The organism is Halosimplex halophilum, from assembly GCF_004698125.1.
Classification (GTDB): domain Archaea; phylum Halobacteriota; class Halobacteria; order Halobacteriales; family Haloarculaceae; genus Halosimplex; species Halosimplex halophilum.
In genome coordinates, this window is record NZ_ML214298.1 from 527,998 (window position 1) to 547,974 (window position 19,977).

Here is a 19,977-nt window from a genome sequence, read left to right on the forward strand (position 1 = left end):
CAGCGCGAGCGTTCGTTCGAGATTTGATCACCACAAAACACTTTTGAGCGGATAGTGAACCCGGCGCGTATGACAGCGACGCCCTCCCGCGGTGCGGTCGCGACCGTCGTCACCGTCGCCCTGGTCGCGGCGGCGCTCGCGGCCGGTTCTGCCGCCGCGCCCGGTGGCGACGGTCCCGCTGGGGAGACCGACCGCCCCGGCGCCGACAGGGCCGTAGCGGAACACCCTCCGAACGGCACGAACGCGACCGTCATGGTCGCTCCGCGCGGCTCGGTCGATCGCCTCACGTCCGTCGCGGCGATCGACCGGGGGCGCGAGGCCGGATGGGTGACGCGGTCGCCCGTCGTCGCCGACGGGGACACGGTCGTGTTCCGACTGCGACTGCCGGGGATGGCCGACAGGGTGGCGAACGCGACCGGCGACACCGCCGGTGCGCGGTTCCAGTCGGTGCTGGCGGGCGAGCACGTCTCGCTCCGACTCGTCCAGCGGCACGTGAGCCCGCACGGAGACCGGCGGGTCTTCTACCTGAACGGCTCGCGCGGCCAGGCGGTCGCCGCCGACACCGCCAACGACACCTACTACGTGGCTGCCGACCTCGCGGTCGTCCCCCGCGCCACGGGGGGCCCGGGGATCGACGACCACTTCTCCGAGGCCGAGTTCGTCCCGCGGCTCCTCGTCGATGGGGACCACCGGTTGAATCCCGGATCGGTCGACGAGCCGAACCGGACCGGGCGCTTCGTGCTCCTCGACCGCGCGGCGTCGCTCTCGGGCGCCGACCTCGACGGGGATCTGGCCCCCGGCTTCGCCGCGGCGCCGAACCAGACCGTCACCGGTTACACGCCGCTCGCGCCCGGGTCGACGGTCACCGTCACGGTGACCGACGCCACGGGGATCGACCCGCCGCGGACCGCAACAGCTCGCGTCACGCGTGAGACGGTCGATCCCGGCGAGTTCCAGCCGCCGAAGTTCGTCTTCGAAACCGCGCTGAACCTCAGCGGCGTCGAACCCGGAACCGAGATCGGGCTCCACGTTCGGCCGGAGAGAGCGTCCGCCGACAGCGATTACGAGCGCAGCGAGTACCGAGCGCCCGTCGATTCGCCCGCCGCCGCGGTCGATCTCGCGACCGATCCGTTCGCCGACGGCGTCGTCCGCGTCGCGAACGCGACCCTGCCCGCGGGCGGTTTCGTCGCCGTCGAGCGCGTGGACGGCGGCACGGTCGTCGGTAGCAGCGACTACTTCGACCCCGGTACCCACGAGGGGGTGCAGGTGAACGTCAGCGATGCGGCGGCGGCCGGCGACGCGGACCTCCGCGTCTACCTCGCGCACGACTCCGACGGCGACGGGAGCTACTTCCGTTCGGTCGACCGGCCGTACGCCGACTCGATGCGGGCCGTCGCCGCGACGGTCCCGCGGACGAGTCCGACGACCGACTCGCCGCCGACCGGGACGGCCACGGCCACACCGACCCCGTTCCAGCCGTCGGTGACGACGGAATCGCCGACAGCGACGCCGAGTGACCCGTCGACCGTCCCACCGTCGTCGACGGCCACCGTCCACGTCGATACCGGCGTGACACCCACGCCCCCGTCGACCACGGACACGTCGGGGACTGACGGGAGGACCGGGGTGACAGCCGAGGACGGCTCCGGGTTCGGGTCGGTGGCCGCCCTCGCCGCGACGATGCTCGTCGCGCTGCTGGGAATCGCCCGCGCTCGGAGGCGGGGCCGATGACCGGAGCCGGCCGTCCGTTCCGGCGGGTAGCCGCCGTCGCGTTCGCCGCCGCGCTCTGCCTCCCGGGAGTCGCCCTCGGGGCGCCCGTCGCCCCGGGCGACACGGCCGCCGACTCCCACGTCGCCATCGAGGAGGACGCGGTCGAACAGGCCGACGGCGACGTGGCCGAGTTCACGCTCGCGGTCCCGCGGGGGGAGTCGGTCGCCGTCGTCGTGACTGGTCCAGGCGGTGACCGCCGGCTGACCCTCACGGACGCGAGCGGCGACGGGCGGGTCGCGCTCGCGCTGAACTCGTACGTGGCCGGACCGGGCGTGACCGCCGCCGAGGTGTACGACATCGGGGAGGGCGACCGGCTGTCGGCCGACGACGCCACCGGTCGACTGCCGGCCGGGACGTATCGCGTCGCGGCGTACGCGAACGACACCGGCGGCGAGCCGGCCGACACCGCCGGGCTCACGCTGGCCGACCCCGGGCTCGGCAACGCGACGGTGATGGTCGCGCCGAACGGGTCGCGCGAGCGCCTCGACTCGCCGGCGGCGATCCGGCGAGCGCAGGACCGGCGGTGGCTCACCCCCGCGGACGAGGTCGCTGTGGGCGACACGTTCGTCCTGCGACTGACCGTGCCCGGCGTCGCCGGCGCGGTCGCGAACGAGTCGGGAGCGACCGACGAGGCGCGCTTCCGGCGGTTGCTCGCGGGGCCGAACGCGTCGCTCCTGCTCAGCGAGCGGATGCCCGGACCGTCGCGCCTGCGCCAGCACCTCTCGCTCGCCGCGGCGAACGTGACGACGGTCGCCGCCGAGCCCGCCAACGACACCTACTACGTCGCGGCCGACCTGACGGCGCTGCCGCGAGACTACGGCGAGCTCCACGAAGTCGGGGGGTGGACGTTCGGCGAGCCCCACCTGATCGACGGGAACGACTACGTCCCCCGGTTTGTCGTCGACGACGAACATCGGCTGAACCCGAGCGACCTCTACGAGGGATGGCGGACGGGACGGTTCTTCGTGGTTCAACCGGACGCGACCGTCACGTTCCCGACGGAGGAGGACGGAACGGTCGCGGTCGCACCGGCACCGAACCGGACCGTAGCCGGGTGGACGAACCTCGCTCCGGGGTCGACGGTCACGATCAGGCTGTCGAACGCCGAGAGCGACCCGTTCCCGCTCACCGAGACGGTCCGCGTCGCACGGGAGCGACCGCCCGGCGCCGAGGGGGCGGTCTACCGGTTCCGCGCCGAGTTCGACCTCGGCGGGGTCGCGCCGGGTACGACCTTCGACATCGAGATCCGGTCGAACGGGACGCGACTCGACCCGCGGGACTCGTGGGACGATGGGTACCGGGGGTACGTCGACCCCGCTCTCGTGGTCGCGGACCGCTCGACGCCGACGGCGTCGCCGACCACATCCGCGACGCCGACCGACACCGCCGCATCGGCCTCGCCGACCGCGTCACCGACGCCGACCGCTCCGTCGACCACGACGGCGTCCGGGACGCCCCCGGGTGATCCGGCGACGACCCCGACGCGAACAGCGTCCCCGACGGCCGAGACGACCGCCGTCGACGGCCCCGGGTTCGGCGCGGTCGGGGCACTGCTCGGCGCGCTGGCGCTCGCGGCGCTCGGCGCCCGCCGCTCCGGCCGTCGGAGCCCGTAACTCGGGTTCCGGACGTGCCCCGCGGCGCCCCCCTCGGAAGGTTTACCCGCACCCCGCGGGACCGGTACGCATGGACCGCAGAGGCCCCGACGCGCGCCGGCGGGTGACCCGATGACGATAACCAGCGACTGGGGCCGGTGGTGGGCCCGCGAGGAGCTGTTCGGCTCCGGGGTGGAGGGCGTGTCGCTGTGGTTCCTGGGCGTGACCGGGTGGGCGGTCCGGACGCCCGAGACGACCCTGTTCGTCGACCCCTACTTCAGCACCGAGCGGGACCGCGAGTACGTCGCGCGGATGCCGCCGGTGCCGATGGAGCCGGGGTGGGCCGAGGCCTGCGACGCCGTCTTCTGCACGCACGACCACCGCGACCACTTCTGGCCGCCCTCCTTTGGCCCGCTGCTCGACCGCGACGGCGCCGCGGTCCACGCGCCCGCGGCGTGCTACGAGAATCACGACGTGAGCGCGGTCGCCGACGAGGACCGGGAAGTCGTCGAACCGGGCGACAGCTACGAGGTGGGCGACCTCACCGTCCACGTCCGGGGCGGGCGCGACCCCGACGCCGACGGCAGCGTCACGTACGTTCTCGAACACGAGGCGGGGACGATCTTCCACGGCGGCGACAACCGCCCGTGCGAGGCGTTCGAGGCGGTCGGCGAGGCGTTCGACGTGGACGTGGGGATGCTCTCCTACGGGACGAGCGCCCGCCTGCGACAGGACGGCGAGGTCGTCCGGCGGAAGCTGTACAACGACGCCCAAGACGTGGTCGACGCGGCGAACATGGTCGGGATCGAGCGGCTGGTCCCGACCCACTGGCGGCGCTGGCGGTCGATCCAGGCCGACCCCGGCGCGCTCGCGAAGGCGGCGACGACCTTCGAGTACCCGCGGGTCGTCGAGGAGGTCGAGGTGGGCGACCGCCTGCGACTGGACCGGCCCGGGGTCGAGGTGCCGACCTACCTCGACGAGTGAACGCGGCGACTCGACCCACGATGGCGGCCCGTCAGCCGAACACTTCGGAGAAGCGGTTGGTGGCCTCGTCGGGGCCGGCGACGACGAGTTCGTCGCCGCTGCGGGCGCGGAATTCGGGGCCCAGATCCGTCACCACCTCGCCGTCGCGTTCGACGGCGACGACGGTGACGCCGGTGCGGGCGCGCACGTCGGCGTCGCCGAGCGTGGTGCCGACGAGCCCCGGCGCGCGCGTGCGGACGACTTCGACCTGGGTGTCCAGCGAGATCACGTCCTCGTCTTCGAGGACGGCGGAGGCGACCATCCGCCCCGTCACGGTCCCCAGCGCGAGGACGTAGTCGGCGCCGGCGCGGTACATCTTCCGGGCCGCCTCGGCCTCCTCGGCGCGGGCGACGATCTCGACCCGCCGGCTCTCGTCGCGGACGACCAGCGTCGCGAACTCGGCGGCGGTGTCGTCGGGGATGGCGAGGATGACCGACCGCGCGTCCCCGAGGCCGGCCCGCTCCAGCACTGCGGGGTCGGTCGCGTCGCCGACCACGTCGACGCCCGCTCCGTCCTCCTTGTCGACGACGGTGTAGGGCAGGTCGGCGTCGTCGAGGACGTTCGTGACCGTGCGACCCACCTCGCCGTAGCCGACGACGACCGTCTCGCCGGTGGTGTGGCGGCGCACCTCCGAGCGGGTGCGGTCGGCCAGCGCCTCGAGCTGGTCGTCGCGGCCGGTCATCAGCAGGACGGTCCCGGGTTCGATGACGGAGTCGGGCGAGGGCGGGCTCTCGAACTCGCCGTCGAACCAGGCGCCGATGACGTTGACGCCGGCCCGCTCGCGGAGCCCGCTCTCGGCGAGAGTCCGTCCGGCCACGTCGGCGCCCCTGTGGACCGGGAGTTCGACGATGTCGAAGTCCTCGCCGAGTTCGACCTTGCTGCCCAGGTCCGTCGAGACGCTGGCGGTGACCTTCCGGGCGAGGCTCTCGCCCAGGAGCGGGCGCGGCGACAGCACCGCGTCGGCGCCGGCCAGGTCGTGGTAGCGGGCGCGGTCGGGCTCCTCGACGACGCTGACGACGCGCACCGACTCGTCGATCTCCTTGGCGGTGAGGACGATGCTGGCGTCGACCTGGTCGGACACGTCGGCGACCAGCGCCCGCGCGTCCGAGAAGTTCGCGGCGGCGAGCCCGTCGGCGGAGTCGGGGTCGTTGTGGATCACCTCGTAGCCCTCCTCGTAGAGGTCCGTCGCGCGGTCGCGGTCCGGTTCGACGATCACCCAGTCGACGCCGCGGGCGTCGAGTTCGGCGATGAGCGTCTCGACGCGCGGGGTGTACGTGGCGACGACGACGTGGTCCTCGTGGCCGTTCTCGACCGCCGTGGGCACGGTCGTCGACAGCGCCTCCTCGAAGGCCGGGAACGCGACCACCGGGAGCGCCAGGAAGATCATCACGGTCCCGGTCACGTCCATGACGATGACGAGCACGAGCATCGCCGCCGACTCCCAGCCCGCCTGGGAGCCGTAGCCGGTCGTCGTGAACGTCTCGACGACGAACTGCAGCGCCTCCAGGAACGTCTTGGGGTCGCCCTCGAAGGCCGCCATCCCGTACTGGTAGACGACCGTGAAGGCGTACATCGAGAGGGCGAGCACGCCGGTGTAGATGACCGACCGGCGCTGCCACGTGTTCATACCCGTGTGGTTACCGCTGGCCCGTAAAACGGTTCTGGGAGACGGATCCGCCGGACCGAGCGGCGAACGGCGGCGGATCCGGACGGGGCGATGACCACGAACAGTCACCGGCCGACTCCCAACCCGTCCGCCGACGTTCGAGCGGGCGGCGGTGTCGGGCGGACCTGTCCCTCGCGCTGAAATAGATTCATTAGGCCGACTCTCCCGTAGGGGAACGATGAGCGAGCGCATCGAGGACGTGACCGTGGTGGGCGGCGGGGACTCGGGGCTGCTCGCGGCGCTGGCGCTGCAGCGGATGAACCCCGGGCTGGACGTATCGGTCGTCGACGACTTCGGCCAGCCGGTCCCGCAGGTCGGCAAGAGCACCTTCCTGGCGATCCAGCAGATCCTCCACGACAGCCTCGGTATCGACGAGCGATCGTTCGTCGAGGCGGTCAAGCCGGTGTGGAAGGCGTCGGTGTACTTCCGCGACTGGTGCGGGAACGAGCCGTTCCACTACCCGTTCGACCAGAGCCGGAAGTTCCCGAACCCGGAGGAGCGGGACACCAACGAGGCCTTCTACTTCTACTACTCGGAGCTGCACGACAGCGAGGCCCACCAGTCCAAGTGCGAGCAGCTGGTCGCCCAGGGGAAGTCGCCGTGGTACTTCTCGCCCCGCGAGGGGGGCGCCCGCAAGTACGACAACGTCGCCTACCACCTCAACACGGAGCGGTTCAACGAGTTCCTCCGGGACCTGTGTCTCGACAGGGGGATCAGGCTGATCGACGACGAGGTCGTGACCGTCGACGTGGCCGACGACCGGATCAGGCGGCTCCGGAGTCGCAACCGGGCCTACGAGGCCGACCTGTACGTCGACGCGACGGGCTTCTCGCGCGTGCTCAGGGGCGAGCAGACCGACGACTTCCGCGAGTTCGACCTGCCGCTGGACGCGGCCCTGAACGCCCGGTCGGAGATCGACCTGGCGGACGTGGTGCCGGCGACGGTCGTCGAGACGGGCGAGGCGGGCTGGTTCTGGCAGATCGACACCTACGACAACCGCGACCGCGGCTACGTCTACGCCTCGGACTACGTCTCGGAGGCCGCGGCCCGCGAGGAGTTCGTCGCTCACTGCGAGGGGATCGACGCCGACGACGTGGTCAAATACGAGTTCGACTCGGGGTATCACGAGCGGGCGTGGGTGGAGAACTGCGTGGCGGTCGGCAACGCCGAGGGGTTCGTCGAGCCGCTGCAGTCGACGGGGCTGACGGCCAACGCGAAGGCGTCGGTCACGCTCGCGACGCTGCTGTCCGGCCACGGTCGCGTCGCGGACGACGCGGTCCGCGAGCGGTACAACGCCTGGGTCCGGGAGACCTGGGAGTCCATCTACGACTTCATCAGCGTCCACTACGCCTACGCCGACGGCGACACCGAGTTCTGGGAGGACGCTCAGTCGGTCGAGCTCAGCCGGCGGACGGAGCTGCTGATCGAGGCGTTCGACCGCACCGGCTTCGACGCCCACGTCGACCCGACGATGGGCCATCCCGAGATCGACGACCCACTCTTCTTCCAGCCGCTGGACTTCTACGCGCTGATCCACCACATGGGCGCGACCTCGGCGTTCTACGAGTCCCACGACTTCGAGATCGACGACGAGACGCGCCGGGCGGTCGAGCGGAACTACGGGTCGATCCGCGAGGACGTGGCCGACCACTACGACCACCGGGAGTTCTACCACGGCGCGCTCGGCCAGCACTGAGTGCCCGTCGGCGACTTGTCCGACGACGGCACGTCAGCCGACGGTGACCGTCGCCCGAACACGCCCCCCGCGCGCGGACCGGCCGACGACGACCGCGTACTCGCCGGGGTCGACCGTCCAGCCCGCACCGGGGTCGTACCGGGCGAGCGCCCGGCGCGGGACCGACAGCGGGACGGCCCGCCGCTCGCCGGGATCCAGCGCGACCGACACGAAGCCGCCGAGTTCGCGCCCGGGGCGAGCGGTCGCACCCGGCGGGTCGGGCGGCTCGACGTACGCCTGGACGACCTCCCGCCCCGGGCGGCCGGCGCGGTTCGCGACGGTGACGGTGACATCGATGGCCGGAGCGTCGAGGTCGCCACCGTCCGTCCCGCCGCCGTCCGTCCCGTCGCCGTCAGTCCCACCGGCGGCCGCGGCGCGCTCGACGGCCAGGTCCGCGTACGCGAAGTCGGCGTACGAGCGGCCGTGACCGAAGGGGTAGCGGGGGGCGACGCCGTCGCGGTCGAAGCCGCGGTAGCCGACGAAGATGCCCTCGTCGTAGTGCACGTGTTCGTTGACGCCCGGGTACCGGCGCTGGTCGCCGGCGACGGTGTAGTCCTCGAACCGGCGGCCGACCGTCAGGGGGAGCCGTCCGCCGGGGTCGGCGCCGAAGAGCACGTCCGCGAGCGCCGCGCCGTCCGCCTGCCCGGGGTACCACGTCTGCACGACGGCGGCGACTTCGCTCGCCCACGGCATCTCGACCGGGCCGCTCGACCGGCAGACGACGACGGTACGGGGGTTCTCCGCGGCGACGGCGCGGACGAGCCGGTCCTGTTCCCCGGGCAGGGCCATCGACGTGCGGTCTTCGCTCTCGGTCGCGCCGTCCTGGACGACGACGATCGCGGCGTCGGCGTCGGCCGCCGCCCGTACCGCGGCGTCGAAGTCCGGTCCGGCGCGCAGTCGCCGCCGGAGTCCCGACCCCGGCAGGTCGAACATCGACGGGTTCGCCACCCGCTTGACCCCGCGCTCGAACGTGACCCGGGACGCTCCCGCCCTGAGGCCCTCGACGGGGCTGACGGTCCGCGTCGGGGTGACCTCCGAACTCCCGCCGCCGCCGACCTTCGCCTCGTCGGCGTTCGGCCCGACGACGGCGAGGGAGTCGTCCTCCCCGAGCGGGAGGGTCCCGTCGTTGGCCAGCAGGACGGTCCCGCGGCGGGCCACCTCGCGGGCGAGGTCGTGGTGGGCGTCCCAGTCGACGGACGGCGCAGTGTCGCCCGCTCTGCCCCACCGCGCCGACCCCTCCGACCGTCCGTCGAGCAGCCCGGCCCGCTCGTACAGTCCGAGGACGTGCCGGACCTTCCGGTCGAGCGTCGCTTCGGCGACCAGTCCGTCGTCGATGGCCCGGCGGAGCGGGTCGCCGAAGAAGTCGAAGGGGTAGGGGTCGGGCTGGCCCTCGTCGGCCAATCGGTCGGTGAGTCGCCACAGCAGCGGCGGATCGAGGTCCAGTCGATCGGACAGTCGGAGGCGGAGCATCGCGCGCAGCCAGCGGCTGTGGGGCGCGAACAGTTCGACCGCGGAGGCGCCGGGCATCTCCAGGTCGAGCCCGCCCTCGGCGGCCGCGGCTGCGTCGTGAGTCCCCCACCAGTCGCTCATCACCACGCCGTCGAAGCCCCACTCCCCGCGGAGGACGCCCTCCAGCAGCCGTCGGTTCTCGCTCATGTAGTGGCCGTTGACGCGGTTGTACGCGGCCATCACCGCCGAGGCGTCCGCGTCGACCGCCGCGCGGAAGCCCGGGAGGTAGATCTCCCGCAGCGCCCGCTCGGGGACGACGGCGTCGACCGTGTCGCGGCGGTGCTCCTGGTTGTTCGCGACGAAGTGTTTGGCCGTCGCGCCGACGCCCCCCGTTTCGACTCCGTCGACGTAGGCGGCGCCAACGGCGCTCGTGAGTACGGGATCCTCGCTCAGGTACTCGAAGTTGCGGCCGCCGGTGGGGACGCGCACGATGTTCAGCCCGGGCGCGAGCAACACGTCGTGGCCCCGTGCTCGGGTTTCCGCGGCGAGCGCGCGGCCGAGGCGCCGCGCCAGGTCGGGGTCCCAGGACGCCCCCAGGGCGATGGTCGCCGGGAACGCCGTCGCCTCGCGGTCGCGGACCCCCAGCGGTCCGTCGACGAGCCGCAGCGGCGGGATGTCGAGGCGTTCGACGCCCGGGACGTAGCCGGTGGCGCGGCCCTCGGGGTCGGGCCGGCCGCGGACCAGCCGCAGTTTCTCGTCGAGCGTCAGATCTGATAGGAGGCCGTCGACTCGGCCGTCGCTCATCTCTCGGTACGAGGGGCGGTGCCCGGATATTCGTTGTGCCGGGTTCGATCAGTTCGGAGCGGGTCTCCCGGAGTGATACCCGCTACCGCAACCGCGAACGGACCCGTGACCGCGAACAGCGTGAAAGCCCCGACTCGCTCGACTCGGGCGCCTCGCTGCGCGCTTCACTCGCTTCGCTCGTTGCAGTGCCCGCGTCGTCGGCCTTCGTCGAGCGAGTCGCCCCTTTCATTCCCGCCCGCCCAGACTGGTCGGCGAGCCGATACGGGCGGGAATGGAAGCGGACGGGGGCTTTCACGCTGTCTGCGGTTGCTGTCGAGTTCGTGGTTGCTGTCGAGTTCGTGGTTGCTGTCGAGTTCGCGGTCGCTGTTGCGGCGATCTCCGATTTCCCGTCGGTAGACCCCACTGTCACCCCTCCTTCTCGACGCGGAACCACTCGCCGCGCCAGGAGATGGGGTACTCGACGATCCCCTTGATGGCGGCGAGACTGTACAGGGGGAGGACGAACGGGACGAGCAGCCAGCCGAGGCCCACCGAGTCGACGACGCCGACGCGGCGGTCGAGCAGGCGAACGCCGAGACAGACCCCCGCCAGCGCCCCGACCGTCACGCCGAGGACGACCCCTGCGCCGGTCGCGCCGAGGACGACGGCCTGGGGGACCAGCGAGAGGACGACGAAGTTGCCCAGGATGGCGCCGCCGCAGACGGCCAGCGAGGCGACGCTGCGCGGGCGACCAAGCGGGTCGAGGCGGCCGAGCCGGCGGTGGAACACCTGCGCGTAGCCGGTCATCCAGCGCTTGCGCTGGCCCCACCAGTCACGGAGAGTGTGAGCGCCCTCGATCTCCGAGGGGTAGGCGAACGACGACTGGACGGAGACGCCGTCCTCGTAACAGCGGAAGGCGAAGTCGAAGTCCTCGGTGAGCATCCGCGGGTCGTAGCCGCCGACGCGCTCGTAGGTGTCGCGGCGCAGGACGAGCGCGTTGCTCGCGACCATGTCGAAGTCCGTCAGCAGCGCGACCAGCCGGTGGCTCAGGTAGCCCAGCACGACCGACTCGTAGTAGGTGACCGTCTCAAGGAGGCCGTCCGGGCGAGGGAACGTGCGGCCCTGGACGGCCTCGTAAGCTTCGAGGCCGGCGGCCGCGGCGGGGAGGAACGTCGGGTGGACCCGCTCGTCGGCGTCGAACACGCCGACGTACGGCGCGTCGGTGCGGTCGACGGCGTAGTTGACGGCGGCGGCCTTCGACCCCGGATTACGGTCGTTGACGAGGCAGGTGACCCGCCGGCGGTCGGCCAGCGAGCGCGCGACCGACAGCGTCGACTCGTCGCCCGGCTCGCAGACGACGCAGACGGCCACGTCCGCGTAGTCGGCGGCCAGCAGGCTCTCGACGCTGCGGTGGAGCGCGCCCGCGTCGCCGTAGGAGGGGACGACGGCCGCGATCTCCGGGCCGGTCGACGGGTAGGGGCCACGGCGGCGCTCGCGGAGCACCTCGGCGAAGAAGACGGCGGCGGAACTCGACAGCGTCGCGGCGAAGCTCAGGCAGGCGACCGCCGCGTTGAGGACGGTGACGCTCCCGAGACCGAGGAAGAGCAGCGGAAGCGTGACCGTGATCCGCCCCTGGACGAACCCGACGGTGACGACGGCGAGCGCCGCGAGGGCGAAACAGGCTCTGTCGAGCCACCGGCGGAACGTGTGTGAGACCATCGGGGCGGGGACCGAGACGGGTGTGTCCGCGGGGAGCGCGGGCGCGAGCGGGACTCCCGTGGCGGATCGCCCAGTTCGGGTACTGTTCCGGCCGATACTCCCGGCTCCCCGGTAAGTATTGGGGGCCGTACACGGCGTGTCGTTCGCGTTGTGGGTTGAACGGTTGTTTCTGGTTGATCTGGTGTGGCACGAAGTCGTGCGAGAGTGACCGCAGCCGACAGCGAGCGCTGAACGCCCTCGTCGCGCTCGCGGTCGCTGAGCGACATACCCTCGCGGCCTCGCGGCCGCCTCGGGTAGGGGTCGCTCAGGCGACTGAACTGCACGCGAGCGTGCCTCGCCCGTTCAGTCCGCCAGGACAGCACCGCCCCGCACAGCACCGCAGACGGCCACGAACCTCCCCAGCCGATTGCGCTCCGCGCGCCTCCGGCGTGCGGTGCTCATCCCTCGCGCGGCTACGGTCGCGCGCATGAACGCGCGCTCCAGCGCGCGCCGACCGCACCGCAACCGTTCACCGCAACAGCGCTCGCCTATACTGAACGCTCCGCACGACCCACTGTGCAGTCCGATATCTTACAAAAACGTCGTTCAGGGAACGGTTTAGGCGTCGGCGCCCGCCGGATCGGGTATGACCGACGAGCGGCCGAGCGACGGGACCGACTGGCGGACGGCGGGGCCGGACGTTCGACTGACCGACGCCGACGCGGCCGAACCGCCTCGCGAGACCACTCCCGCGGACGCGCAGACGGGGGCGAACTTCGTCGTGTTCGAGCCGGGGTGGCTCCCCGGTGACTGCGCGATACGCGAGACGACGATCCGGCCCGAACAGCCGCCGGGGCGGCCCGACGGGCTGGACGCCGAAGACATCGGACAGACGCCGTACAGCGAGGGGAACCCGGCCGCGGTCCGGACCGTCGTGGCCGGGGAAGGCCGCGAGCTGCGGATGAAGCAGTTCCTGTACGACTGGGCGCCGCCGGCCGCCAGCGTCGCGCCGCTGTGGGGCACCGAGGAGCCGACGCCGGTCGAGGCGGGCGACGCCGTCGGCTTCCTCGGCACCGACTACAAGGGCAACCGGGGCGCCTGCGTCCAGCGGGCGCGCACGCAGGTCGAGGTGTCCGTCCTCGACGGCGAGTTCGACGACGCCGAACTCGAAGGGCTCCTCGACGGGCTGGTGCCGGCGGCGGACGCGGACCCGGCGGACGGTGAGTCGCCCGCCGTCTGGCAGGTCCCGTTCCACCGGCTGAACTACTGGTGCCGCTACCGGTGCGAGGCGGTCGGGGTCCCCCACGGGCTGTGGACCCACGGGATCGCCCGTCCGTACGACGAGAGCGTCCCCTGTTCGCCGGTGGCGCTCGGCGACGTGACTCCCGAGCTACTGGTCCCCAGTGACAATGGCGTCGGGGCGGCCTACGGTCTCGATTCGGCCGCGACGTTCCCCGACAGCGGGGCCGTCGAGGCCGTCTACCGCCGCGCGGACAATGGGAGCGACCACCTGTGGATCACCGCGGCGGCGCCCGACAGCGAACTCGGACCCGACGTGCCGCCGGAGCCGGCCGACCAGCCCGCCGAGACCAGGGAGACGGTCGCGTTGCGCGGCGAGCGCGTCCACTACGCGGCGCTGACGGAGGAGTCGGGGGCCTGGGAGGCGGTCTGGACCGAGGACGGCGTCACCTACGTCGTCGTCGCGGGCGCGTCGCGGTACCTCGACGGCGACACCTTCCGCCGGCTGGTCGACGGGCTGGAGCCCGCCTGACCCGCACCCGCAACACATCCGCGGCGGCCTCAGAACAGACCGTCCTCTTCCAGCTCTGCGACGACCTCACGGACCCGCTGGGCCTGGTCCCTGGGGACGACGAGGGTGCGGTCGCCGTAGGCGGCGACGACGAGGTCGGAGACGCCGACGACGCTGGCGTGGCCGTCGGTGGCGACGACGGTGTTCTCCGCGTCGACGGTGAGCGCGTCCCCGAGGACCGCGTTCCCGTCCTCGTCGGTGTCCGCCACGCGGGCGACGGCGTCCCACGCACCGAGGTCGTCCCACTCGAAGGTCGCGGGGACGAGGGCAGCGTCGTCGGTCGCCTCCATGACCGCGTAGTCGACGCTGACCGGGTCGACGGCGTCGAACCCGCGCGCCGGGTCGCCCGCGTCGAGCGCGTCGACGAGGGGGGCCAGTTCCGTGTCGGCGGCCTCCCGGAGGAAGGCGTCGGGCGTCCAGGCGAACATCCCGGCGTTCCAGTAGTAGCCGTGGTGGCGGTAGCGCATCGCCGCGCCCTGGTCCGGTTTCTCCGTGAACTTATCGACGGGGTAGTACGTGCGGCCGCTGTCGGTCTCGGCCTCGTCGTCCGGCTTGATGTAGCCGTAGCCGGTCTCCGGTCGGCTGGGCTCGACGCCGACGGTCACGAGCGAGTCGGTCTCGGCGGCGACGGCGGCGGCGTCGGTCATCGTCCCGGCGAAGTCGCCCTCGATGTGGTGGTCGCTCGGGAGACAGACCAGCGTACAGTCGCCGACCTGTTCGCGGACGCGGTGGGCGGCGTAGGCGAGCGCGGGGCCGGTGTCCTTCGGCTCGGGTTCGGTGAGCACGGCCGCCGAGGGGGCGTGCTCGCGGACCTCGTCGGCCAGGTCCGGTCGGGTGAGGACGTACACCTCGTCGGCGAAGCCGGCGCGGTCGACGGTCTCGGCCAGCAGCGAGCGGTCGCCGCCGAGCGAGCGGAACTGCTTCGGGCGGTCGCTGCGGCTGGCGGGGTAGAGGCGCGTGCCGGTCCCGCCCGCGAGGACGACCGCGACGATGGGGTCGGTCATGTGCCTGGGGTCGACCGGCTCGGAGAAATAGCCGGCGGCTTCCCGGCCCGGCGGTGGGTCGCCGTCAGCGGGCGTCGAGGAACGCCCGAACCTCGGCGGCGGTTCGCTCGGGCGCCTCCGAGGGGCCGCTGTGGCTGACGCCGTCGAACTCGACGAACCGGCTCGACGGGAGCGCGTCGTGGACCGCCCGGGCGCTCTCGCGGAGGAAGTCCGGTCCCTCGGTCCCCGCGAGGACGAGCGCGGGCGCGTCCGCGTCGAGTCGCTCGGGGAGTTCGTAGTGCTCGACCGCGTAGTTCATCCGGATCACTTCCTCGACCAAGTCGACGCAGTCGGGCCAGACCGGCCACCCGGCCAGCCAGGCGTCCAGATCCTCGACTTCGCCCGCGAGGACGACCTGCTCGACGTACAGCTTCATCGCGCCCTCGCGGTCGCCACCGTCGAGGCGGGCCGCCATTCGGTCGGCCAGGTCGGCGTGCTCGGCGAACGCCTCGGGGAGGATCGCGGGTTCGTAGGCGACGACGGCTTCGATGGCATCGGATTCGCCGTCGGCGGTGAGAGCTCGCGCGGTCTCGATGGCGGTGAGTGCGCCGAAGGAATGGCCGAGCAGGACCGGCGGTTCGTCGTTCCTTACGTCGAGGTCGTCGACGAGCGCGCGGACGTACGCGACCTCCCGCTCCAGTACCTCGTCGGGGCCGGTCTCCTGGGGGTCGTCGAGACAGGTACCGAAACCCTGGCGCTGGGGGACGACGGCACCGTATTCGTCGAAGTGGGGGATCACGGGCTGCCAGTACTCGCGGGGCGCCATCCCGCCGTGGAGGAGGACGACGGGCCGGCCGTCGCCGTGGCGTTCGTACTCGACCTCGATACCGTCCGCTGCGGTCGTTGCGCGTGTCGTCGGCATGGGACTCCCCGTTGTGGGGTCGCGGGGCTACGTCTGACTCTCAGTCGTGCGGCCGTTTTTATACGCCGCGCCGCGACCACACCGTCCTCGGTACCGGACGATGGAAGCCATCTGTCCGAACGGACCCGGCGATACGCTCGATACATCTGATATATCGATGTGTTCAATACATGTGATACACAACGTCCGGTATGCCGATCAGCACGGATCGATTCGAGCAACTGGGGGCCGACGGGGAGGAAGACGGCCCGACGCCGGGGACGAACGCGGCGGCGATCCTCGCCTTTCTCCGGGACAATCCGGACAAGGCGTACACACAGAGCGAGATCGCGGACGCGACGGACGTGAAAGCGGGCTCGGTCGGCCCGACGCTCGTCCGGTTGCGCGAGCGGGGCCGCGTCGACCACCGCGGGCACTACTGGCGCGTCAGCGACCACGAGCGGAGCGTGGACGCGGCGGCCGACCAGTCCGCCGCCGCGCTCGCGAGCCGCGAGGGCGACGACGAGACCCCGGAGATGGCGGCCTGGCGGGACCACGCGGTCGACCCGCGCGAACGTCGCGATGAGTGACCGGTTCGCGGCCGGCGACGTGTTCTGGGCGCCGGACCCCTACAACACGGGTGGGGATCCGAGACCGTGGTTAGTGCTGGCCGCCGAGGCGATCCCGTACGCGGGCGAGGAGTACCTCTGTGCGGGCCTGACGCTGAGCGACCTTCCGGACAACGTCGAGATCACCGACGAGGACTGGGTGGTCGGGTCCGACCCCGAGCGAACGTCGTACTGTTCACCGTGGGTGCTCGTGACCGTCAAACACGACGCGGTCGCGAGCGCGCAGGGGGCCGTGACCGACGCGTTCACGCGCCGGATCGTCGAACGGAGCGTCGCGTACCTCTCCGGTGACGTGTCGGTCGAGTTCTGAGCGGTCGTATCGCCGGAAATAGACGGCAGAGCGGGAGCGAGGTCAGGGCGGTTGCCCGGCGAACGGCGCTTCCGATCCGACGTGTGTCTCGACGAGGTGGGTCTGGGCGCGGCGGAGTCGCTCGGAACACGACGACGCCGAGATGCCGAGTTCGGCGGCCACGTCGTCGAGCGTCGCCGTCCGCGGGATCTCGAAGTAGCCCAGTCGGTGGGCGGTCCGGATCGCCTCGCGCTGTGCGTCGGTGAGGCCGTCGCCGTCGTCGGCCTCGACGCCTGAACCGGGCCGGCCCTCGGCGTCGTCGCCGACGCGGGCGAGCTTGCGCAGTCGGAAGGTCGTGTTGCGCTGCCAGAACTCGCGGAGTTCGTCGAACGCGGCGCGGTCGGCGAACCGACCCGCCTGGACCCAGCCCGTCGCTGTCGCGCGGATGAACTCGATCTGGACGGGCGTCTCGTAGAGCGCGCGCAGGTCGTCGAGGTCGTCGAGGTGGTCGCCGAGCTGTTCGGCCATGCTCGTGCCCGGCGCGACGGTGTAGCGGCTGGTGTCGCCCTCGCGGACGACGAGTCGGGACTCGCCGACGAACGGCGTGCGCTCGAACTCGGCCTCGACGGCCGCGGTCGTCTCCGGGCCGGCGGTCACGACCGCGGTGAAACGCGGCCGCTCCCCCTCGCCCAGCCCGATCGAGAGTTCGATCTCGGCGTCGGGTACCGCGGCGGCCACGTCCACCAGCGGGAGGGCCGCACAGCCGAGGTGGTATTCGGCGTGGAGGGCCATACCACTCCCTCGAACCCGGATGTCAAATGCCCGTCGGAAGTCGCCCGTCGGTGACGGCCACTCACCACGTCTCGATGTCGCCGGACCGAATGTCCTCGACGCAGCCCTGGCAGTCCTGGGACTGGGGGTCGAAACAGCCCGGTTTGTGCTCGGGGTCGAGTTCGACCGCGCGGCGCTCGGCGTACCGGCGGCAGACGATCCGCGCGCGCCCGTCGTCGCCGTGGGGGAGGTCGGCCTCCGCCGAGCGACGGGCGTGTCTGTAGGCGCGCTTGGCCTCGCCGATCTGGCGGCCCGCCGACCGGAGCTTCTGCCGGAGGACGCGCTCGATGCGGTCGTCTGCCATCTGATCGCGGGTTGGTCCGGGTGGCCCTTAGCCCCGTCGGCGTTCGAGCGGGTCGGGGAGCCCCAGGGGAACGCGGAAGACGGAGGATACCGCGCACCCGAAACGTCCGAACTATACCCGCCCAGTCGTGCGGTTTTCACTTTCACTCCGCCGTACGAGAGTTTATATACGGGGGCGACCAAGAGAAGAGTGTCTCCCATCGAAACAACGCGGAGACAGGAACGACACAGATGACGGATTTGCGTACCCAGGCGACAGAGATACACGAACAGTTCGAGGACCAGCTGGACCTTTCGGTCGACGACGTGGAGGAGCGTCTCGACACGCTGGTCAACGAGTACAAGGTCCCCCTCTCGGAGGCCCGGCGGAGCGTCACCAACACCTACCTCGACGAGGCGGGGATGGAGCGCGACGAACTCGGCGGCGGCGGGTCCGGCAACGACCGGGTTCAGGTCGCCGACATCGACGCCCCCGAGGAGTGGGTCGACATCAAGGGCGAGGTCACGGAGCTGTGGGAGGCAAACTCCGACGCCGTGGCGCAGGTCGGCCTGCTCGGCGACGAGACGGGCACGATCAAGTTCACCAAGTGGTCGAAATCGGACCTGCCCGAGCTGGAGGAGGGGAAGGTCTACGACCTCCGGAACGTCGTGACCGACGAGTACGAGGGGCGGTTCTCGGTGAAGCTCAACCGTACCACGGTGATCGAGGAGCTCGACGAGGAGATCGAGGTCGGCGACGACGACGTGACCGTCGAGGGCGCCTTGGTCGACATCCAGTCCGGGTCCGGGCTGATCAAGCGCTGCCCGGAGGAGGACTGCACGCGCGTCCTCCAGAACGGTCGCTGCAACGAGCACGGCGAGGTCGAGGGCGAGTTCGACCTGCGGATCAAGGGCGTACTCGACGACGGCGAGGAGGTCCACGAGGTGCTGTTCGACAAGGAGGCCACGGAGAACCTGACCGGCATCACGCTGGAGGAGGCCCAGGAGATGGCGATGGACGCGCTCGACACGTCCGTCGTCGCCGACGAGATGCGCGCGGACCTGCTGGGGAAGTACTACCGCGTCACCGGGCCGACCTTCCGGCGGTACGTGCTGGTCGACGAGGTCGAGCGGCTCTCCGAGCCGACGGATGCAGAGGCCGTGCTGATCAAAGCGAGGTCGATATAGATGGCGACGACACCCACCCGCGAGGTCGCCCGCCGCGTGTTCGCGGGCGAGTTCAACGACGCGACGTACACGTTCAAGGAGAGCGACGACGAGCGGGCGCCGGTCTACCTGCTGCTCCCGACGGGCGAGCGGGCCAACCGCGTGTTCCTCGTCGGGACGCTCATGGAGACCGAGGACGTGGGCGACGACAGCGAGTACTGGCAGGGGCAGGTCATCGACCCCAACGGCGACCGCTACTACATGTACGCGGGCCAGTACCAGCCCGACGCGGCCTCGATGCTGCGGGAGCTGGAGCCGCCGGCCTACGTCTCGGTCGTCGGCAAGCCCCGCACCTACGAGACCGACGACGGCGAGGTGAACGTCTCCATCCGGCCGGAGTCGATCACCGAGGTCGACGCCGCGACCCGGGATCGGTGGGTCGTCGAGACGGCCGAGCGCACGCTCGAACGGATCCGCCGCTACGAGGACGAGACCGGCGAGGACGGCGACGGCGCCGCCGTCGACGAGTACGTCGCGATGGCCGCCGAGGAGTACGACCTCCCGATCGAGAACTACCGCCGGCAGGTCGTCGAGGCCCTGGAGAGCCTCGAAGACGAGGAGGCCGTCGCCGCCGAAGCCGGCGACGCCTGACCCGGGCCGGCCGTTCGCGCGTTCTTTCTTTCGATATAACACGACAGGCGGACGAACCCGCCGAGCGGCGCCCGTGTACCTCCTGCCGAGCCGCCGAATATCAGAATTGATACCGCCAGAGAGGGCGAGATCGGTCCGTAGCGCGCCCGTGGCGGTTTCTTTCACGGTGCCCGACGCTCGTGCCAGCGTCTGACAAACGATTAAGTGGGCCGAGAACGGACTGCGGAGTAATGAGCAAGAACAAGACGATCTCCTTTCGCGTGAGCGAGGACAAGTTCGAGACGCTCCGCGAGATCGCCGACGAGCGGGATCTCTCGCTGTCGGCGGTGTTCAGGGACTACGTCGACATGCTCGTCGCCCACGACGGGCAGGTGGAGGTGGTCCCGGAACATCAGCTCAACGAGTCGAGCGCCTCGACGAGCGACACCGAGAGCTTCCCGCCGAAGGTCGAGGTGCCCAAGAGCTTCGTCCGCGAGCACGAGCGGCTCGAACTCGAGGCGGAACACCTCCGCGAGCAGCTCGAAGAGCACAAGCGCTACGTGACGAAGCTGCGCCAGCAGCTCGACGAGCACGACCAGGAGGACGTGGTCCAGCTCGAGGACCTCGACGGCAGCGAGGACGACGAGGAGGCCTCCTACCGCCTGGGCAACTTCGAAGAGTCGATCTAGCCGTCTCCCCCTCGGTTTTCTCTGCGCGCGTTCTTTCCGGCCTACTTCGC

General features: G+C 71.4%; 17 protein-coding genes. 10 read left to right on the forward strand and 7 right to left on the reverse strand.

What is annotated here, in order from left to right; all coding sequences use genetic code 11:
- The first annotated feature begins 69 nt into the window (after positions 1 to 69).
- The 3 genes from E3328_RS13650 to E3328_RS13660 all read left to right on the forward strand — a co-directional run bounded on the left by E3328_RS13650 (position 70) and on the right by E3328_RS13660 (position 4,346).
- Positions 70 to 1,731 (forward strand): DUF7282 domain-containing protein, encoded by a 1,662-nt coding sequence (locus E3328_RS13650; RefSeq protein WP_135365186.1) that lies wholly within the window; start codon positions 70 to 72, stop codon positions 1,729 to 1,731.
- Positions 1,728 to 3,383 (forward strand): BGTF surface domain-containing protein, encoded by a 1,656-nt coding sequence (locus E3328_RS13655; protein ID WP_135365187.1) that lies wholly within the window; start codon positions 1,728 to 1,730, stop codon positions 3,381 to 3,383. The genes E3328_RS13650 and E3328_RS13655 overlap by 4 nt, the downstream gene beginning before the upstream one ends.
- Positions 3,384 to 3,494: 111 nt before the next feature.
- Complete coding sequence (locus E3328_RS13660; protein ID WP_135365188.1) at positions 3,495 to 4,346, forward strand: MBL fold metallo-hydrolase; 852 nt, start codon at positions 3,495 to 3,497, stop codon at positions 4,344 to 4,346.
- Positions 4,347 to 4,377: 31 nt separating this feature from the next.
- Here E3328_RS13660 and E3328_RS13665 read toward each other — a convergent pair whose 3' ends face one another.
- Positions 4,378 to 6,012 carry a potassium channel family protein gene (locus E3328_RS13665; RefSeq protein WP_135365189.1) on the reverse strand — a complete coding sequence of 545 codons (1,635 nt, stop codon included), beginning with the start codon at positions 6,010 to 6,012 and terminating at the stop codon, positions 4,378 to 4,380.
- Between the two features lie 217 nt (positions 6,013 to 6,229).
- On the opposite strand from E3328_RS13665, the gene E3328_RS13670 reads away from it, so the two are divergent.
- Positions 6,230 to 7,747 carry an FAD-dependent oxidoreductase gene (locus tag E3328_RS13670; RefSeq protein WP_135365190.1) on the forward strand — a complete coding sequence of 506 codons (1,518 nt, stop codon included), beginning with the start codon at positions 6,230 to 6,232 and terminating at the stop codon, positions 7,745 to 7,747.
- 33 nt (positions 7,748 to 7,780) lie between these two features.
- Here E3328_RS13670 and E3328_RS13675 read toward each other — a convergent pair whose 3' ends face one another.
- Positions 7,781 to 10,039: a beta-glucosidase gene (locus E3328_RS13675; RefSeq protein ID WP_135365191.1), complete on the reverse strand. Its 2,259-nt coding sequence runs from the start codon at positions 10,037 to 10,039 to the stop codon at positions 7,781 to 7,783.
- Positions 10,040 to 10,444: 405 nt separating this feature from the next.
- Entirely contained in the window at positions 10,445 to 11,737 is a 1,293-nt protein-coding gene (locus tag E3328_RS13680; protein WP_135365192.1) for a glycosyltransferase family 2 protein, read from the reverse strand.
- A gap of 625 nt (positions 11,738 to 12,362) precedes the next feature.
- On the opposite strand from E3328_RS13680, the gene E3328_RS13685 reads away from it, so the two are divergent.
- A complete protein-coding gene (locus tag E3328_RS13685) occupies positions 12,363 to 13,487 on the forward strand; it encodes a hypothetical protein (RefSeq protein ID WP_135365193.1) in 1,125 nt (374 codons plus the stop codon).
- 29 nt (positions 13,488 to 13,516) lie between these two features.
- Here the strand turns inward: E3328_RS13685 and E3328_RS13690 are convergent, their stop codons facing one another.
- Together E3328_RS13690 and E3328_RS13695 are read right to left on the reverse strand one after the other, a co-directional pair.
- Positions 13,517 to 14,530, reverse strand: coding sequence for a mannose-1-phosphate guanylyltransferase (locus E3328_RS13690; RefSeq protein WP_135365194.1), 1,014 nt, complete (start codon positions 14,528 to 14,530; stop codon positions 13,517 to 13,519).
- 64 nt (positions 14,531 to 14,594) lie between these two features.
- Positions 14,595 to 15,431 (reverse strand): alpha/beta fold hydrolase, encoded by an 837-nt coding sequence (locus E3328_RS13695; RefSeq protein WP_135365195.1) that lies wholly within the window; start codon positions 15,429 to 15,431, stop codon positions 14,595 to 14,597.
- Positions 15,432 to 15,622: 191 nt separating this feature from the next.
- Here E3328_RS13695 and E3328_RS13700 point away from each other — a divergent pair, with 191 nt between their 5' ends.
- Positions 15,623 to 16,000 (forward strand): MarR family transcriptional regulator, encoded by a 378-nt coding sequence (locus E3328_RS13700; RefSeq protein ID WP_135365196.1) that lies wholly within the window; start codon positions 15,623 to 15,625, stop codon positions 15,998 to 16,000.
- Positions 15,993 to 16,349 (forward strand): hypothetical protein, encoded by a 357-nt coding sequence (locus tag E3328_RS13705; RefSeq protein WP_135365197.1) that lies wholly within the window; start codon positions 15,993 to 15,995, stop codon positions 16,347 to 16,349. The genes E3328_RS13700 and E3328_RS13705 overlap by 8 nt, the downstream gene beginning before the upstream one ends.
- 42 nt (positions 16,350 to 16,391) lie before the next feature.
- Here the strand turns inward: E3328_RS13705 and E3328_RS13710 are convergent, their stop codons facing one another.
- Together E3328_RS13710 and E3328_RS13715 are read right to left on the reverse strand one after the other, a co-directional pair.
- The gene (locus E3328_RS13710) at positions 16,392 to 17,120 is read right to left on the reverse strand and encodes a helix-turn-helix domain-containing protein (RefSeq protein WP_135365198.1); all 729 of its coding nucleotides are present in this window, start codon (positions 17,118 to 17,120) and stop codon (positions 16,392 to 16,394) included.
- 61 nt (positions 17,121 to 17,181) lie between these two features.
- Positions 17,182 to 17,463 carry a DUF7091 family protein gene (locus tag E3328_RS13715; protein ID WP_135365199.1) on the reverse strand — a complete coding sequence of 94 codons (282 nt, stop codon included), beginning with the start codon at positions 17,461 to 17,463 and terminating at the stop codon, positions 17,182 to 17,184.
- A gap of 230 nt (positions 17,464 to 17,693) precedes the next feature.
- On the opposite strand from E3328_RS13715, the gene E3328_RS13720 reads away from it, so the two are divergent.
- The 3 genes from E3328_RS13720 (at position 17,694) to E3328_RS13730 (ending at position 19,927) form a co-directional block, all read left to right on the forward strand.
- Positions 17,694 to 18,629, forward strand: a complete 936-nt coding sequence (locus tag E3328_RS13720; protein ID WP_135365200.1) for a replication factor A — start codon at positions 17,694 to 17,696, stop codon at positions 18,627 to 18,629.
- A complete protein-coding gene (locus tag E3328_RS13725) occupies positions 18,630 to 19,259 on the forward strand; it encodes an RPA family protein (protein ID WP_135365201.1) in 630 nt (209 codons plus the stop codon).
- Between the two features lie 230 nt (positions 19,260 to 19,489).
- Positions 19,490 to 19,927: a DUF8146 domain-containing protein gene (locus E3328_RS13730; RefSeq protein WP_135365202.1), complete on the forward strand. Its 438-nt coding sequence runs from the start codon at positions 19,490 to 19,492 to the stop codon at positions 19,925 to 19,927.
- The last annotated feature ends 50 nt before the right edge of the window (positions 19,928 to 19,977 follow it).